Raw genomic sequence first — 16,847 nt, forward strand, 5'->3', positions numbered from 1 at the left:
TGGCTATAAGTTTTTTCATAAAAGTATTTTATCAGTTACCGCATTCTTCACAATAGCCTTTTTCTTTCATTATCTCGTCTAAAGGCATTAGATTATCGCTTTCAACGAGTTTGCCTTTGTTACCATTTTTTGGCTTCGAAGATGATGCACTGCTAACAGTTTTAGCTTGGGTGCTTTCAACAGCGTGCCTTGTCTCTGAATTCTTGGGTGCCTTTGTCTGTTCCTCAGAGTTGAAATGCGCTGATAGCGCTCTAGCTTTATCTTCTTCTTTATCTTGTGATGATTGCGGCTCTTTTATGTCCTCATGCACGTATTTTCCTTCTGTTTTTATCTTTGCTGGCATAAAGGCGTAGTATGTGGCTTTTAGTCCGTATTTCCAAGCTTTTAGATATATTTCCATTATCTTTTGTGGGTCTCTGGTGTTAAAGTAAAGGTTTCTTGATATGGAAGAATCAATCCATTTTTGAAGTACAGCCGCTTGTTTTATATAGACTTCGGTATCTATTTCGTAGGCGGTTTTGTATATATCTTTTATCTCTTGAGGTATTTCTTTTATGTCCTGTATAGAACCTTGTTGAAGTAATACATCTTCTCTTAGTCTATCCCAAAGACCTAGTTTTTTTAGATCGCGTATAAAGTTTTCGTTTACTTCTAAAAATCTTCCAGCTATGTTTGTCCTTGAATATACCAAAGCGTAATAAGGCTCAAAGCTTTGAGAAGTCCCGGCTATTATAGAAATTGTGGCCGTAGGCGCAAGCGTTGTCTGACAGGCATTTCTTATACCTTGTTTTACTTTTTCTCTTAGTTCTTCCCAATTAAATGCTGGCAAAGTGTGCTCCAAGCCGTTCTCTGAGCTTTGAAGTGTCTGTGAGACCGTGGTAGACTTGTCCTGTTCTTTAGCGTCGAAATGCGATGATATCGCTCTGCTTTCATCTTCCGCTATATCATCAGAATCGTGGTATACTTGTAGCCCTACATACTTATCAACAAGCTTCTTATAATCTATAGTGTGCCTTGCGCCGTTCTCTGAGCTATTGAGTGGCTGTGCATGTTCCCTATCGTCGAAACGCGATTGCACCGCTCTATTCTCATCCGCATAGTTTTGAACCATGTCATTGTAGGGCGTGGTATACTTGTCGTTGGTTAAAGATCTTTCTCTAAAAAGATGCTCTAGGGTATCTATTGGTAGGATCCCCTTTGACCAGTCCGAACCATCAAAGTTTGGATAAGTGCCTCTTTCTTTGGCAAGCTCCACAGAGGTTTCTATAGCAACGTAAGACATCGTTTCTCCTATTTTATCTAAAAGCTTCAAAGCTTCTTTTGAATCTACTGGTAGTTTTAGCTTTTCTATCATATCTTGATATCCCATAAACCCAAGGCCTATTTTCCTGCTTTGTTTTGTGCCTTTTTCCACAGCTTCTAAAGCATAATAGTTGGCATCTATGACGTTGTCTAAAAATCTTATCGCTTTTCTTATAACCGCTTTAAACTTTTCCCAGTCAAAAGTGTTATTTGATAAAAACTTAGTGTGCTTTGAGCCGTTCTCAGAGCTATTGAGTGGCTGTGCATGTTCATTAACTCTGAAATGCGTTAGCAACGCTCTAGGCAATACCAAAGAGCCTAAATTGCAAGACTCTATAGAATCATAGGTAGATACCAAAAGTTGCTCTGTACATAAGTTTGTGGTAAGGATTGTCCCAGTATGTTTGTTTGGGTGTCTTATGTTGATGGGATCTTTAAATGTGTACCAAGGCTCTCCAGTTTGTATGGTATTTTCTATAGCCTCTTTAAATAGCTCCACCGCTTTTATTTTTTTATGCCTTATCTTTCCCGATAGAGCTTTTCTTATACATTTTGAATATTCTCTAGAAAACTTTTTACCATAGGTGCTAACTAATTTTGGGCAATCAGCTGGGTCAAAAAGATACCAGTCTCCATTTTCTTCGACCCTTCTCATAAATTCATCGTTTAAGAAGAGGGCAATTTTTAAGTTCTTAAACCTTTGAGAATCATCGCCCCATTTTCTTTTTGTTCTCACAAAATCAAATACATCAAGATGCCATGGCTCCAGTGAAGCCAGTGCTGAGCCTCTTCTTCTTCCACCTTGAGATACCGCTGTTATCGTCTCATCTATTATCTTTAAAAACGGTATTATACCTGAGGATTTTCCTTGAATGCTTCTTATTATTGAGTCTTTTGCCCTTAGTTTTGTAGCTGGTAGCCCAACTCCTCCGGCGTGTTTGTTTAACATACCTACTTGTTTTACAGTTTCAAAGATTTTAGAAAGATCGTCTTCCTCATCAACCACAAAACAAGAAGAAAGCTGTGGAAACCTTGTGCCAGAATTAAAAAGCGTTGGAGTGGAGGGGATAAACTCCATACTTGACATCATATGATAAAACTCTATAGCCCAATGGTTTCTATCTTCAGGAGTTTTTTCCACCAAAGCTACGCCCATTGCCACTCTCATCCAAAACCATTGAGGAGCTTCTAAGATATTTCCGGTATCCAAATCTTTTATAAGGTATCTATCCATGAGATTATATAGACCGTTAAACTTTAAAAGTTGGTCTCTTTTAGGTACCAGCTCAAGGGCAAGCATTTCAAGGTCATAATAAGAAGCCAGCTTTTCATCCAAGAGCCCAAGCTCCACAGCGTTGTCTATATAGTCTATGAAAAGCTCTTTGTAGGCTTTCTTAGGTGAATACATACCGCCAAAAGCTTGTTTGTATATTCTTTGTAAAAGCACATTTCTTGCCATAGCGTCGTATATTGGGTCATCTATGGCCCTTGTGAGAAGAGAATGAAGTATATGCTGGAATATGGCGGCGGTTTCTATACCATCAAAGATATTTATCTCTATATCTTCCATGATCTCGTCTATGTTTATTTCGTTTAAATCCTCCATTGTCCATTCTTCTATATCTTGGGCAGATATATCTTTTGTAGTTTTCCACTCTTTTAGCAAAGATAAAGCATTTTCTAAGACTGTCCTTATCTTTAAAAGGTCTAACTTTTCTCTTGCGCCTGAACGTTTAATAACTTCCATAGTTTAACCTCCTAAACTTTTAATTTAAATATAAAAGAAATTTGTTGTTTTAAAAGCCTAAGATTATTCATTATACTTTTGGTATTCTTTTTATTATATTCCAAAGTCTTCTAATATCTAAAGCTTTTGGATTTTGTTTTAGAGCTTTTATTAAAAACTCAAAACCCAAAGCCTTCTCTTTGAACCTGAAGGCAGTTTCAGATATACTAAGATACATATTTGCATCGGCGATGTCTTTGTGCATCTCATAAACCTTCATCGTATAGTAAAAATACTCTTTTGACCGGCTTGTTCTTTTGCCGTGCTCTCTTATCCCTACGGTATTTTTATCGATGATCTTTATATCAAGGCCTTTTTTGTAATATCTTAAAAATAGCTCCCAGTCTTCTCGTTGGTGAAGGCTTTCGTTAAAAGCCAAAAAACGTTCTTTTCTTACCATGATACCAGAAGGATATCCTACCATTCCCCCAAGTATAATGCTTTTTAGATCAGGGTAAGCTTTTTTCGATACCCTTATTATCTTATCTTCTTCATCTATAAATGTTCTTGGAATAGAGTAAATCAAATCCCCTTTTTCTTTTGAAAGCTCTTCAAGATGGTGAGGAAAGTATATATCGTCTGCATCCAAAAACGCTACAAAATCACAAGCGCTTTCTTTTACCCCTAAGTTTCTTGAGTAGCTTCTTCCTTTGTTTTTTTCGTTTGTTAAAAGCCTAAAATCAAAGGGTAGTTTTATATCTTTTAAAAGCTCTTTTGTGTTGTCAGTAGATCCATCGTCTATTACTATAAGCTCTTTTGGAAAGTATGTTTGATTTTTTACAGAGTTTATGGCTTTTAATAAAAACTTAGAAGCGTTGTAAGAGGGTATAACTACACTTATACATTTCACAACAGCTCTATGCTAAAGTGTTTGTTGGTATAAACACATATATCAGATGCTATATCAAGAGATATTTTTACTATCTCTTCGGCGCTTTTGTCGGTGTGATAGTATAGGGCTTTGGCGGCACTTCTTGCAAAATCTCCTCCAGAACCTGTGGCCAAGATCGGCTCATCTGGTTCTATAACATCCCCATTGCCAGAGAGCAAAAACATACTTTCTTTATCACAAGCTATCAAAACCGCTTCTAATCTTCTTAAATATCTATCGGTGCGCCATTCTTTGGCAAGTTCCACAGACGCCCTTGCTAGGTTTCCTCTGTGCTCTTCTAACTTACCTTCAAGCCTCTCCATGAGAGCAAGCCCATCTGCTGCACCACCTGCAAAGCCCACAAGTACAGTGCCTTTATGAAGTCTTCTAGTCTTTTTTGCACTGTGTTTTAGTATTTGAGAACCAAGTGTTACTTGCCCATCGCTTCCAATGGCCGTTTGGCCATTTTTTCTAACAGCTATTACAGTGGTAGCATGAAGGAGTTTATCTTTTACATCCATTTTTCTTTTACTTTTTGATATATATATTCTTCGTGAAAACCAAAGTGTTTCATAACATCTGGGCCTTTTCCAGATTTGCCAAAGGTTTCCATAGATATTACAAGGGCGTCTTTGTTTACATACTTATACCAAATATCTCCTTTGGCAGCTTCTATAACTACATGTTTTGTATTTTTTGGAATAACCTCGTTTTTATAAGCTTCATCTTGCATTTCAAAAAGCTCTAAACAAGGAGCGCTTACCACAGTAGACTGTATGCCGTTTTCGGCAAGTTTGTCTTGAAGAGCCAAAGCCAATCCTACTTCAGACCCTGATGCTATTATGGTAAATTCTTGATTTGGAGCACCAGAAAGCACGTATGCTCCGTATTTTGCCATATTTTCTTTGGCATACTTTGTCCTATCTAAAGTTTTTAGCTTTTGACGAGATAGTATAAGAGCTACTGGGCCGTCTTTTCTTCTTAAAGCAAGCTCCCAGCAGTAAGCGGTTTCGTTGGCATCGCAAGGGCGCATCACCCATAGGTTTGGTATTAGCCTCAAAGATGGTATGTGTTCTACTGGTTGATGGGTTGGTCCATCTTCTCCTAAGCCTATAGAATCGTGGGTGAATATGTATATCACATGTAGCTTTGAAAGAGCGGCTACTCTTATACTTGGTCTCATATAATCTGAAAATATCAAAAACGTTGCTACATATGGGGTTGTGATGCCACCGTAAGCCATGCCGTTGGCTATAGCTCCCATCACATGTTCTCTTATGCCAAAATGGATGTTTCTTCCGTAGTAGTTTGTGGCTTCAAAATCCCCTTCGTTGTGAATATAGGTGTTGTTTGATTCGTGTAAATCTGCTGAACCACCAAAAAGCGTTGGCATATGTGGTGCTATAGCATTTAAAACCTTACCGGAGGCTTGTCTTGTGGCCATATCTTCTGTAAACCTTGGTATGTGTGATATTACGTTTTCTAAATTTATATTCTTTGTCAAGATATCTACAACATCTTTATGAGTTTCTTTGTATTTTGACAGCTTTTCTTGCCATTTTTGCTCTAAGACTTTTCCTTCTTCTACTTTTCTTCTCGTGTAATCCAACACTTCTTGGGGTATGTGGAAAGGCTCATAGGGCCAGTTTAGGCTTTCCCTTAATTTTGCTATAGCTTCTTTGCCAAGAGGAGATCCGTGAGCTTCGGCGCTGTCTTGTTTTATGCTTTTATAACCTATATGAGTTCTTACCGATAAAAACACCGGTTTTGATTGATTTGTTAAAAGCTCTTTTATAGTCTTTTCTAAAAGCTCGATATCGTATCCATCTTCTATGTGTCTTACGGTAAAACCTGCGTTTTCAAAACGCTTTAGCACATCTTCACCCCAAGCTAAGCTTGTATCTCCATCTATAGTAATGCGGTTGTTATCCCAGATAATAAAAAGATTGTCAAGGTTTAGATGCCCTGCCAAAGCTGCTGCTTCATAGGAGATCCCTTCCATCAAATCCCCGTCTCCTACCATGCAAAAGACTTTATAGTTCAGTATAGGCTCATCAAGTTTGTTGCATATAGCCCCAAGATGTTTTTGCTCTATCGCCATACCTACGGCGTTTGCTATACCCTGTCCAAGGGGTCCTGTGGTGGCTTCTACTCCTTTTGTAAGAAAGCTTTCTGGGTGTCCTGGGGTTTTACTTCCTAATTGCCTAAAGTTTTTAATATCTTCAAGTGTAAGATCAAACCCATAAAGGTATAGCAGCGAATAAAGAAGCATGGAACCATGCCCATTGGAAAGTACAAACCTATCTCTATTTACCCATTTGGGGTTTTCTGGGTTGTATCTTAAAATCTTATCGAAGAGTATATATCCTATATGCGCTGTGCCAAGGGGCATACCGGGGTGTCCTGAATTGGCTTTTTCTACGGCATCTATACTTAAAAATCTAATGCTGTTTATTACAAGCTCATCTATGTTCATACTTCTTATTATAAACCAAATTTTTTATATAAGCTTTTAAACAAGACATTAGCAATGTGGGATTATAAAATGTGCAAAGTAAATATAATTTGATATTTTTATAAAAATTTTATCTTTTCATTAAAATTTCACTTGACAATTTTATATTTTTTTATATTTCAAAAGGAGGTAAGTGTTATGAGAAACCTTATCGTATCTGCACCAAGGATGTTGGCTCTCTTAGGAGCTGTCTTGTTTATTGGGGCAACTGCCCAAGCCTCACAAACTCACAAGGAAACTGGCGTTTCAGCCAAAGCTGCTCACCAATCCTATCTTTTGGCTGAAGATGAAAACAAACAAGAGGACAATTCTGAGGACAATTCTAAAGAAGACTCAGAAGATTAATTGTAATTAGCCACCTCCCTCCTCTATTTAATTTTATAATCCGCGGGTCTTTGGCCCTGCGGACATATTTGTTTTGGGTTGATTAAAGAACATGTATATACGAGGTAAGAAATGCTAAAGCACACTAGAGCGGTAAAACCGCATTTCGGAGCTAAAGAAAAGACAATGAAACTCATGAGAAGAGAGAAATGCTAAAGCACACTAGAGCGACTGTGGCGCGTTTCGACGTTAAGGAACATGACAAGTATGCCACGGTCTCGGAGGCGCACTCATGAGTTCAGAGAACGGCTATGAGCACACTAGAGCGGTAAAACCGCATTTCGGAGCTAAAGAAAAGACAATGAAACTCATGAGAAGAGAGAAATGCTAAAGCACACTAGAGCGACTATGGCGCATTTCTACGCTAAGGAGCATGCGGAGGCACTTAGGAGATATAAAAAATGCTATGCACACTAAGATTCTTTTAGATGTAAGAATTGATAAGAAAGAATTTGATTTGGATAAAGTGATGGATATGTTTTGTTGTGAAGGGTATATTTATATTCCTTTTGATGAGATTGTAGATAACGAAAATTTAGAGTATATGTTAGATAAATCAAAGGAATATTTTGTAGTTTGTAACAGTGGCAATAAAAGTAAATATGTGGTAGATATGTTAAATAGTTTAGGTTTTAAAGCTTTTAATATAGAAGGAGGATTAAAGGGATTGTTAGAAGATGATAAACTCAATGTTTCTTAAATAAACTTCCCACCGTTAGAGCATTTACAACTTTTGCTATATCTTCTTCTTTTGTTTTTGGATTTTCTAAGAAAGCTTCTAAGTCTTTATAGTGTATCTCTCTTCTTGATATTCTATCTAAAATCCATTTTAGATCGGAATCTTCTACACCACTTTCTATAGCTTTTATTTGATTGGAAGCTGTTTCTTGATCTTTTATCTGATAGGCTATTATCTCATCTTTATTTTCAAGCATGTTTACATTGTTTGGCAAAGAAAAGTTTGGTTTTTGACCTTTTTCTGATATCTCTTCGGCTATCCAGCCCATATGTTTCATTTTATCTATAGCTCTTTGTTCTAACTCATCGCTCAAAGACATATCTTTGTGTCTTGTTACAAAAGACTGATATAAGGTTTCTAATATAGTCTGATATTGTTTTTGCAAAAATGTATTTAATGTGCTTACTATCTTTAGTTTGTTTTCATCTAAAATAGGATTTTCCCCAAACTCTTTTGATGTTTCTAATACCTTTTTCTGAAGATCTTTGAAAATATGTAGATGTGAGTTTTCATCATCTATAATCCTTTCAAATATCTTTTTTATGCTTTTATCTTCTATATTGCTTAGTTGTTTTGAATACTCTTCTATGGCCATGCTCTCAGCTTCTATATCAAGCTCAAGCAAATCTTGAAGCGTAGGGGCTTCCAAAAATACTTGGGCCCTTTTGTCTATAGCTGGTATACCGTTAAGCTCTACTACTTTATGGGCAAACATGCGAAGGTGTTTCATCTCCTCTCTTGCTATCTCTTCGAGTTTGTTTTCTAAGCCTTCATCGTTTATTGTGTAAGCGTGAAATAAGTATTGGATAATAGCAGAATGCTCTAAGCTTATGTTGTAATTTAGGTATTCTACGATTGTTTTGTTATCCATAAATGCCTTCCTTATTCTGTAGTGACTACCGCTGATGGATTTTTTATTCTAAAAGCCAAAATCTCAAACACTCTAAAGTAATAATCCATATTCTCATAATCTATAAAAGCGCTTATCATATCTTGTACTAAAAATATATCCATATTTTCAACACCAGTGGCAACCGCTATGGTTTTACCCTCATCAACAGCATGGCTTGTGAAAACTCCTACATCAAAAAGTTCTTTTATATGCGTTATTTCCAGTACACCGCTGTTCCCATATATCCTAAAAGCCTTTGTATAGTCTTTTGGATTTAAAATATAGGCTAAGTTCTTGCTAAAACCTTTTTCTACCAGCGTTTCCACGCAAGCTAAAGCTGTTTTAAATATACCGCCTTCCTCGTCAAAGTTTTTGTTTTTAATTATACTTCTTCCTTCTACATTTAAAAGCCCAGGATACCCAATCTCGCTATCTCCATGGAATATAAACCTATCCTCTGCCAAAGCCACTTCTCTTGTTGCCAAAGCCACTACGCTTACATCCAAGGGTATATTTAATTTTCTACTGGTTTCTATGTCTCTCCAGTGTATCTTAAAGTCTTTGTAAATCTGGGGGATAGGTAAAAATTTTCTTGATTTTATTTTGGCTATACCGCATTCTTTGTCCCCAAAAAGCCCACAAGCTCCATTATCTAAGCTTGGTATAGTATCGTAGGCCACCGATTGAATAGCTGGATCGAGAGCTTGGGTTAGCTCTATAAACCTTCTACCTACTAAGTGGTTTCTAGCGGTATTTACCACGATGTTGTCTATTGTTTGCCACTCTTGAGCTGTTAGTGGGCTTTCTTCTCTATGCAAAAAGTTCATGATTTTATCCTCCTCTTTAAGATTATAACCCAAATTTATTATTTTGTGTATGAGTTAAATGTAAAAAGTTGAAACTTTCCCCCACTCAAAACCCACAATGTTTTTATCTTTTTTGCTAAACTCTATTCCTATTAGGTATATATCATTATATTTGCTCTTATACTTTTCATAATACCTTTTTTCTTTTATCTGTTTTAAAGCTTTTCCTTCTTCTTTGTCTTCTACCACTTTAAACTCTATTATATAAACGCTGTCCTGGTTAAAGACACTTAAATCTATCTGGCCTTTGTTGGTGTTGTCTTCTGCTATCACATTTAGCCCTGCTCCGTTAAAAAGAGCATACACAATAGATGCGTAAAAACCCTCGTATGATGCTATATCGTTTTTCCTATACCAATCATGGGGTATGCTGGCAAAAAATGTGTATATAGCATCTTTTAGTTTGTCTATATCTTTCTCTTTAAGAATTTGCTTTATATTAAGCTCTGTTTTGGTTATCCTACTAGCATCAAAATCTAAATATATAAGAAGAGCGTTGTTTAAACTTTTTCTTACTTCTAAGTTTGGATAAGATAGTATATACACCCCATCTTCTTCTAAAAACTCTTTTATTGTAAGATAACCAGCTTGAAACAAAAGATTTTCTATCTTTATGTTATCCACATCAAGGTTTGATAAAATCTCATCTCCTACTTCAAGGTTCTCAAGCTCTGGGATGTAGTATCTGTTTTTCATAAACATCTTAATAAGAAATGTAGGTGTTCCTGTCTCAAACCAAAAGGCTCTAAACCTTTTTTCTGAAAAAAGAAGGAGTATATCAAAAGGATTGTAAACGCTCTCTCCAAGCCAAGCATAGCCGTTGTACCACTGTTTTATCTTTTCTTTATCAAAATCCTTTAGTCTATCGGAAAACACACTTTCAAGCTCAGATTGGGTATAACCGCATACTGTTGAAAACTCTTCATTTAAAGTGATATCTTGAAGCTGGTTTAATCCACTAAAGATTGATACTTTCGAAAATCTTGATACACCTGTTAGGAATACAAGTTTTAGATAAGGATCAGCATCTTTTAACACCGAATAAAAATCTTTAAGTATCTCTCTATTTTCTCTTGCTATCTCGATATTTTCTATAGCATCCAATATCGGTTTATCGTATTCATCTATTAGTACTACTACTTTTTGAGTGTATTTTTCGTATAGTTTTTGGATAAGTTCTAAAAACATTTGGCTTGGACGCTTTTCTTTTAAGTTTATCTGTTCTTTTTCTGATATCCTATTTACTTGAGATGTCATTAGATCCAATAAAATATCTGAAGTTCTTATATTTCCACTTGCAAAGCTTATTTTTACCACCGGGTATTTTTTCTCCCAATCCCAATTATCGTATAGATAAAGCCCTTTAAAAAGTTCTTTGTTGCCAGAAAAGGCTTCTTTTAGTGTGTCAAGAAAAAGGGATTTACCAAACCTTCTTGGGCGAGATAGAAAATAATACCCACCATTTTCTAATTTTTTAACAAACATTGTCTTGTCTACATAATAGTAGTTGCTGTTTCTTATTTTCTCAAACGTTTGTATGCCAATAGGTAAATATTTCATATAACCTGCCTTTAAAATATTATAATCTAAAATGATAAATTAACCTCATAGCTGAAATTATTATCAAAAACCCCTACATTATGTTAAAATAAAGGTATGGAGAAGATATGTATTTATGCATGCAATTTTTGAAGGCGTAGTCAGATGAGCGATAATAAATATGATAACGATACTATATATATTAGAACTATAAAAGCCCTTTGGGAAAATTACCTAAAAACCGGTGCAGTGGACGAGGATGCTATAAAAAACATAGCAAAAGAGGCTTATGATAAAGTCCATTTGGCTTATTTAAAGCATATCATAGAGGATATTAAAAACGACGTGGTTGAGAGTTTTTATGAAAAGAATCCCTTCACAAAAGAATCCTACGCTAAGATAGTGTTTTTCTTCAAAAAACTAAGAAATATACTCTCAAGATATCATGCAATCAGTTATTTAGAAAACTTTGAGCTTTTGGAATCAATGCTTTATGCCGAAGATGTAATGTCAGGGTTTCTTAGATCAAGCAAAGAACTTAAAGATGCCATCACAAAAGGTTTTATTGAACTTACTCCCCCCCCCCCCCCCCCCCCCCCCCATAACTTTTGACGCTCGCGCTTGTCCTGGATACGATCTTATAGAAAATGCAGCAGTAGAAGATGATATAAAAAAAGAGCTTCACAAAGCTCACGAGAGGATTCATTGTGCAGCTAAATATTTTTACAAGCTTATAGAACAAGGTGATATCGACAATCTTTACGATATATACTGGAATATAGAATATCTAGGCATCTTGATAATAACAACCGTAGCTCTTCACAAGTTAAAAGATCAAAATGAATTTTACAAGACATTTTTTGAAGGACACAGTATACCCATGCTTTTTGTGGATATAGATACTTATTCTATAGTGGATGCAAACAAAGCAGCCCTTATGTTTTATGGTTATACCAAAGAAGAGATTACGTCTTTGAAAAATTGGGATATAAACATACTTGGCGAAGAAAAGATGAAAGAACTTGTTCACAAAGCAAAACATAAAGAGCTAAACTTCTTTAAGTTTAAGCACAGATTAAAATCTGGCGAGATAAGAGATGTGGAAGTTTATTCATCCCCTGTTCGTCTAAATGGCAAAACTTACTTACTTTCAATAATAAACGATATTACAAAAGAAGAGAGAACAAGAAGAGTCTTGGAGATATTTAAAGAGATAGAAAATCTTGGCATTACATCTGATAACGAAGATATATTTTTTGAAAAGCTTTTAGATGTGCTTGAAAAAGAGGATATGTTTAAAGATGTATGTATATTGATAAGGCACAAGGGCACCGATGATACGATATCTTCATCAAAGACACGCCTTGAGGACATAGGAGAATCTTTATCCTCTTATATCATACATATATTAAAAAATGGTGATACATACGGTTCTATCAGGCTATACTCCAAAAAAGAAAATTACTTCGATGAGTATCAAGAAATCTTGCTAAATTTGAAAGATAAAATAGAGCATACGCTAAATACCATAGAACTAAAGAAAAAATTAGATTATCAGAACAAGCTTGTTAAAAGTATCATCCAGAATACCAAGATAGGCGTTTTGGTATTTGATATGGATGGTGTTTATTATGCAAATGACTACTTTTTTGAGCTTTTAGGATACGATTTTGATGAGCTAAAAGCTTTAACCATATTTGATATATTATCACCTATTCATGTAAAAGACCTTATAGATGCTTTTGCAAACAAAATGCCTATACTTTCACAGGAGTTCCATGTTTTTAAAAAAGACAATAAAATACTTTTTGTAAAAGGGACTTTAGATTTTATCAGAAATCCTGAAAACAAAGACAACGCTGTTTTCACATTTGTTGATATTACCAAGGAAAAAGAGTTGTCTGAGCTATTGTTAAAACAATCCATTGAAGATACTCTTACAGGAATTTACAACAGAAGGTATCTTAAAGATAAATTAGAAAGGCATGTAAATTTGGCAAAAAGATACGAAAGACCACTTAGTGTTATTATGTTTGATATAGATTTTTTCAAGCATATAAACGATACTTTTGGTCACGATGTGGGTGATAAGGTGCTGATAGCTATTTCAAAAGTGGTATCAGAGAACATAAGAAATACCGATATCTTTGCAAGATACGGCGGTGAGGAGTTTATCATTGTAGCTCCAGAGACTACAAAAGAAGATGCCAAAATATTAGCTGAAAAACTAAGAAGTCTTATAAGAAATCTTCATTTTGAAGAAGGGATCAACGTAACTTGCTCTTTTGGCGTGGTGTCGTTAGAAAAGCCCGATACAAAAGAAACGCTTTTAAAACGTGTTGATAATGCTCTTTACGAGGCCAAAAGAACTGGAAGGAACAGGGTGGTAGTATTGTAGGAGTGGTCTATGATTGACTTTAGGGTTTGTCCCCATGATACACAACAAGGACTTGACAAATGGCTTAACATAGCTAAAAAGATAAAGGAAATCTTTGGTCAAGAAGTAGAGCTTAAGCCTTTTAAAAACTTTAGCGAAGAAGAGGCTTTGTGCTCTATAGATGACTTTAAACCAGATATCTATTATGCAAGTTTTGATATTTCATTGCTGCTTTTAGAAAAACATTACAAACTTATCGGTAGGTTTAAAAACAAAAACGATGTTTTTTTGGTTATTGGATTAAAAGGAAAAGATATAAACTATCAAAATGTAAAAACCGTATCCATTCCAGATAAAGCAATAGCTTTTTATATTTTAGACAAACTAAATCTTTATGATAAAGAGGTTATTCTCCTTGATTCTTTTGATGATATGATGGAGTTTCTTCTTAACGAAAAAGCAGATATAGGGATTTTTTATAAAGATTATTATGACGAATTGGGACAAGATATCAAGGACAATCTAAAAATCATAGAAAAGTTAGATTTGGATGTAGGTCACTATTTTTTGATATCAGAAGAGTTTTACGAAAAGAATAAGGACAATATAAATAAACTTATTGGGCTTTTAGATTTAGAAGAAGTCTCCAATGAAGATTTCAACAAGATAAAAGAATATTCTAAATCTGGAAAAATACTCAGAGATCTCGTTATTCATAAAATTCTTGTAAAAAGCTTGCAAGACATCAACCATTTAATTGTTTCTGCAAAAACGGAAGAGGAGCTATTTAATCAGATCTGCCAAAGCCTTGTGGATAAAAATCATTTAAAATTTGTATGGATTGGGAAAAAAGATAAAGAGTTTATAAAACCAGTATGCAAGTGTGGTAAAGACGATGGGTATGTGGATAATTTGGTGATAAGCACAAGAGCAGATGTTCCGGAAGGAAGAGGTCCGGTTGGGACAACTTACAGGGAAAATGAAATTGTCATCAACGAAAACACGTTAGTATCAGAGTTTACGAAACCTTGGAAAGACGAGCTTTTAAAAAGAGATATATATTCATCCCTATCTATCCCTGTAGAAAAGAGTGGAGAAGTCTATGCGGTAATAACTGTTTATTCAACCACACCTTTTATGTTCAAAAAAGAGTTTTTGATTATTTTTGAGGAGTTAAAAAGAGACATTTCTTTTGCTTTAAATAAAATCGAGGAGGAAAAGCTTTTAAAAGAATTTGCGCTTTTGGTATCTCAGGATGAGGGTTATCGCCTGCTTACAAAAGAAGAATACAAAGAGTTTATAGAAAAGAAGAAAAAAGCCAAAAGATTGATTTAGCTCTATAAACCTTCTTCCTATTAAGTGGTTTCTGGCGGTGTTTACAATGGTGTTATCTATTGCTTATCACTTTTTAAAAAAAGTTATATAAGAATATGAATAGATAACAATCGCTTATAAAATACTTATAAACTTTTATTGTTTATACTAATAGAAGCTCTATATTTAATTTTAAAGGAGGTGTTTCATATGATAGACAAACTTATTTTAAAGGAACAACTGTCTTCTAGGGAGAAAGTAGCTTTTTTTAGGAGCTTGCTTAAAAGTGAAATGGATGTGTTAAATCAATACTGTGAAAATAAGGATATTCCAAAGAGGTTTTTGTTTGAAATATGCCATACTCAGGATATAAAGAAAATAAACATAGCTAGACTTTTAAGCGTTATAGAGTATTATGATCCAGATTTTATATCAAAGCTAATAAACACAGATCCAAGAGTAAGGAGATTTTTAGGTTATTATCTTGAGTTTCTTAAGGTAAATCCTTATGGTTATGAAGCTTTAGAGCCTCAAAATTTGTTTGGTAATTGGGATTTTATAAAGTATAAACTAAAGATTTTGTTTCCAGAACTTACTTTAGATGAGATAGAAAAGTTTAGGTTCAAAAGGAAGGAATTTATAAAGTATGTAAAAGAAAAGTATAAGGCCTCTGAAGAAAACATAGAGCTTAGGTTAAACAAAGCCACTTGGTATGAAGACCTACCTTATATGGAACTAGAAGAGGATATGTCTATTTTATGGCATCCAGAGTATTCAAAAATGACAGAGGAAGATTGGACTTTTGTTAAAAACTATATAAAGGGACGGAAAAATATTATCACCAAAGATGAAAATGGCAAGGAAAAATTTGTGTATGTAGATATAGATCTAACCGATGAGGAACTTGATAAATATAGAAACGATAGGGAAGGTCTTAAGAAGCTACTCATGGAAAGATACAAGATAGACGAAGATGGGGCCTTGCAAATTTTAATAAAGTCTGGCTGGCAAGAGGCCACCACTCACATAATGCCACCTATTCACACAGATGTTACTGCTGATTATGGCAAACTAAAAGAAGAGTCTAAAAAAGAGCTTATCAGCGAAGAAGCTCACTACGTTGATATATCAAATTTCATAAGGTATTTAGGTGGTCTTGAGCTAGAGCAACTAAACTACTATGAGCTTATATACGATAAAGTAGAAAAAGAAGTTAAAGACAAGCTAAACTTGATAATAAGAACCCAAAGGCGTATATTAGGTAAGCTATTTGGCATATTCTACACGGTTGATCCTCTCATGGCAGAAGCTATAGTGGTTATAAATCCAGATAGGCTTGAGCAAATAAAAGATTTATCGGTGAAGACCACTATTAAGGATAAAACTTTTAAGCTTTTTGAACATCCAGTGGCTTGGAAAATAGTAAAAGATAGGATAGCATCAAGATTTCAAGATGTTTCTTTATACGATATAGAGGCTTTTAAGGGTAGAAGAGATGATTTTATAAACTTCCTTGTTTCTAAAACTGGCCATGACAAAGAAGTGGTTGACAAAGTGCTTGAAGAATGTGGATGGACTAAAAGCGAAGAGGTACCAGCATTTTTAAGACAAATAGGACCGTGATATGGAATGTATAGATGCTATATTGGGAAGAAGGGCCGTAAACTTTTTTGATTCTACCAAAGATATAGATTTAGAAGTTTTAAAGGATATAATAAATAAAGCTGCAACGGCTCCTTCTTCTTACAACATACAGCCTTGGGAAGCCGTGCTTGTGTACACAAAAGAAAACAAACAAATTTTAAAAGAAATATGCAACAACCAACCAAAGGTAGAACAAGCGTCAGCTGATCTAATAGTAATAGCAAACCCAAAAGCTGCTATTGAGCATGCTGATGATATAGTAAATAGCTGGTTAGAGCTTGGTTATATAACTGAGGGAAATAAAGAAGCTGTGAAAAGTGCTATAGTAGATAGCTATGGTGTTAAGGACAATGTTATACCAGAAAAAGCCAAGCTAAAAGCTGTAAGGGACAGCTCTTTGTTTGCCATGAATTTTATGATAACTGCTAGATGCTTTGGCTTTGAAGCGCATCCGATGGATGGTTTTAATGATAAAAGATTGAGAGATTTTATAAAGCTTCCAGATTATAAGATAATAACCATGGTAATAGCCATAGGCTATAAAGATCAAAACAAAAAACTTTTACCAAGGGCTTTTAGGTACTCTTTTGAAGATTTTGTAAAGCTTTTATAGCTTTT

At 35.0% G+C, this 16,847-nt stretch carries 14 protein-coding genes; 7 read left to right on the plus strand and 7 right to left on the minus strand.

Annotated elements, in window-relative coordinates; genetic code table 11:
• Nucleotides 1-31: 31 nt before the first annotated feature.
• The 4 genes from HY04AAS1_RS06590 to tkt form a co-directional block, all read right to left on the minus strand.
• Complete coding sequence (locus HY04AAS1_RS06590; RefSeq protein WP_012514349.1) at nucleotides 32-3,049, minus strand: ribonucleoside-diphosphate reductase subunit alpha; 3,018 nt, start codon at nucleotides 3,047-3,049, stop codon at nucleotides 32-34.
• 70 nt (nucleotides 3,050-3,119) lie between these two features.
• A complete protein-coding gene (locus HY04AAS1_RS06595) occupies nucleotides 3,120-3,938 on the minus strand; it encodes a glycosyltransferase family 2 protein (RefSeq protein ID WP_012514350.1) in 819 nt (272 codons plus the stop codon).
• Nucleotides 3,935-4,480, minus strand: coding sequence for an ATP-dependent protease subunit HslV (gene hslV / locus HY04AAS1_RS06600; protein ID WP_012514351.1), 546 nt, complete (start codon nucleotides 4,478-4,480; stop codon nucleotides 3,935-3,937). The genes HY04AAS1_RS06595 and hslV overlap by 4 nt, the downstream gene beginning before the upstream one ends.
• Nucleotides 4,471-6,435 carry a transketolase gene (tkt, locus tag HY04AAS1_RS06605; RefSeq protein ID WP_012514352.1) on the minus strand — a complete coding sequence of 655 codons (1,965 nt, stop codon included), beginning with the start codon at nucleotides 6,433-6,435 and terminating at the stop codon, nucleotides 4,471-4,473. Before tkt ends, hslV begins: the two co-directional genes overlap by 10 nt.
• A 177-nt stretch (nucleotides 6,436-6,612) precedes the next feature.
• On the opposite strand from tkt, the gene HY04AAS1_RS06610 reads away from it, so the two are divergent.
• Nucleotides 6,613-6,819 carry a hypothetical protein gene (locus HY04AAS1_RS06610; protein WP_012514353.1) on the plus strand — a complete coding sequence of 69 codons (207 nt, stop codon included), beginning with the start codon at nucleotides 6,613-6,615 and terminating at the stop codon, nucleotides 6,817-6,819.
• Nucleotides 6,820-7,231: 412 nt separating this feature from the next.
• Entirely contained in the window at nucleotides 7,232-7,558 is a 327-nt protein-coding gene (locus HY04AAS1_RS06615) for a rhodanese-like domain-containing protein (RefSeq protein ID WP_012514355.1), read from the plus strand.
• Here the strand turns inward: HY04AAS1_RS06615 and HY04AAS1_RS06620 are convergent.
• From HY04AAS1_RS06620 to HY04AAS1_RS06630, 3 genes are read right to left on the minus strand one after another with little or no spacing between them, the layout of a single operon-like run.
• Nucleotides 7,545-8,468, minus strand: coding sequence for a ferritin-like domain-containing protein (locus tag HY04AAS1_RS06620; protein WP_012514356.1), 924 nt, complete (start codon nucleotides 8,466-8,468; stop codon nucleotides 7,545-7,547). The two genes, HY04AAS1_RS06615 and HY04AAS1_RS06620, sit on opposite strands and share 14 nt — an antisense overlap.
• Before the next feature lie 11 nt (nucleotides 8,469-8,479).
• Nucleotides 8,480-9,316 carry a family 1 encapsulin nanocompartment shell protein gene (locus tag HY04AAS1_RS06625; RefSeq protein ID WP_012514357.1) on the minus strand — a complete coding sequence of 279 codons (837 nt, stop codon included), beginning with the start codon at nucleotides 9,314-9,316 and terminating at the stop codon, nucleotides 8,480-8,482.
• 54 nt (nucleotides 9,317-9,370) lie between these two features.
• Entirely contained in the window at nucleotides 9,371-10,915 is a 1,545-nt protein-coding gene (locus HY04AAS1_RS06630; protein WP_012514358.1) for an ATP-binding protein, read from the minus strand.
• Between the two features lie 144 nt (nucleotides 10,916-11,059).
• Here HY04AAS1_RS06630 and HY04AAS1_RS08560 point away from each other — a divergent pair, with 144 nt between their 5' ends.
• The 5 genes from HY04AAS1_RS08560 to HY04AAS1_RS06650 all read left to right on the plus strand — a co-directional run bounded on the left by HY04AAS1_RS08560 (nucleotide 11,060) and on the right by HY04AAS1_RS06650 (nucleotide 16,842).
• Nucleotides 11,060-11,506 carry a hypothetical protein gene (locus HY04AAS1_RS08560; RefSeq protein ID WP_012514359.1) on the plus strand — a complete coding sequence of 149 codons (447 nt, stop codon included), beginning with the start codon at nucleotides 11,060-11,062 and terminating at the stop codon, nucleotides 11,504-11,506.
• On the plus strand, nucleotides 11,439-13,292 hold the full coding sequence (locus tag HY04AAS1_RS06635; protein WP_337954069.1) for a sensor domain-containing diguanylate cyclase: 1,854 nt from the start codon (nucleotides 11,439-11,441) through the stop codon (nucleotides 13,290-13,292). Before HY04AAS1_RS08560 ends, HY04AAS1_RS06635 begins: the two co-directional genes overlap by 68 nt.
• A gap of 9 nt (nucleotides 13,293-13,301) precedes the next feature.
• On the plus strand, nucleotides 13,302-14,606 hold the full coding sequence (locus HY04AAS1_RS06640; protein ID WP_012514361.1) for a GAF domain-containing protein: 1,305 nt from the start codon (nucleotides 13,302-13,304) through the stop codon (nucleotides 14,604-14,606).
• 189 nt (nucleotides 14,607-14,795) lie between these two features.
• Nucleotides 14,796-16,208, plus strand: coding sequence for a hypothetical protein (locus HY04AAS1_RS06645; protein WP_012514362.1), 1,413 nt, complete (start codon nucleotides 14,796-14,798; stop codon nucleotides 16,206-16,208).
• A 1-nt stretch (nucleotide 16,209) separates the two neighbouring features.
• Entirely contained in the window at nucleotides 16,210-16,842 is a 633-nt protein-coding gene (locus HY04AAS1_RS06650) for a nitroreductase family protein (protein WP_012514363.1), read from the plus strand.
• Nucleotides 16,843-16,847: the final 5 nt, after the last annotated feature.

It is taken from the genome of Hydrogenobaculum sp. Y04AAS1, assembly GCF_000020785.1.
Lineage (GTDB): Bacteria > Aquificota > Aquificia > Aquificales > Aquificaceae > Hydrogenobaculum.

What these genes read in the sequence shown, in the direction of transcription:
- HY04AAS1_RS06590 (WP_012514349.1), bottom strand. Translation starts at nt 3,049, where the DNA reads ATGGAAGTTATTAAACGTTCAGGCGCAAGAGAAAAGTTAGACCTTTTA.
- hslV (WP_012514351.1), bottom strand. Translation starts at nt 4,480, where the DNA reads ATGGATGTAAAAGATAAACTCCTTCATGCTACCACTGTAATAGCTGTT.
- tkt (WP_012514352.1), bottom strand. Translation starts at nt 6,435, where the DNA reads ATGAACATAGATGAGCTTGTAATAAACAGCATTAGATTTTTAAGTATA.
- HY04AAS1_RS06610 (WP_012514353.1), top strand. Translation starts at nt 6,613, where the DNA reads ATGAGAAACCTTATCGTATCTGCACCAAGGATGTTGGCTCTCTTAGGA.
- HY04AAS1_RS06615 (WP_012514355.1), top strand. Translation starts at nt 7,232, where the DNA reads ATGCGGAGGCACTTAGGAGATATAAAAAATGCTATGCACACTAAGATT.
- HY04AAS1_RS06620 (WP_012514356.1), bottom strand. Translation starts at nt 8,468, where the DNA reads ATGGATAACAAAACAATCGTAGAATACCTAAATTACAACATAAGCTTA.
- HY04AAS1_RS06625 (WP_012514357.1), bottom strand. Translation starts at nt 9,316, where the DNA reads ATGAACTTTTTGCATAGAGAAGAAAGCCCACTAACAGCTCAAGAGTGG.
- HY04AAS1_RS06630 (WP_012514358.1), bottom strand. Translation starts at nt 10,915, where the DNA reads ATGAAATATTTACCTATTGGCATACAAACGTTTGAGAAAATAAGAAAC.
- HY04AAS1_RS08560 (WP_012514359.1), top strand. Translation starts at nt 11,060, where the DNA reads ATGAGCGATAATAAATATGATAACGATACTATATATATTAGAACTATA.
- HY04AAS1_RS06635 (WP_337954069.1), top strand. Translation starts at nt 11,439, where the DNA reads ATGCCATCACAAAAGGTTTTATTGAACTTACTCCCCCCCCCCCCCCCC.
- HY04AAS1_RS06640 (WP_012514361.1), top strand. Translation starts at nt 13,302, where the DNA reads ATGATTGACTTTAGGGTTTGTCCCCATGATACACAACAAGGACTTGAC.
- HY04AAS1_RS06645 (WP_012514362.1), top strand. Translation starts at nt 14,796, where the DNA reads ATGATAGACAAACTTATTTTAAAGGAACAACTGTCTTCTAGGGAGAAA.
- HY04AAS1_RS06650 (WP_012514363.1), top strand. Translation starts at nt 16,210, where the DNA reads ATGGAATGTATAGATGCTATATTGGGAAGAAGGGCCGTAAACTTTTTT.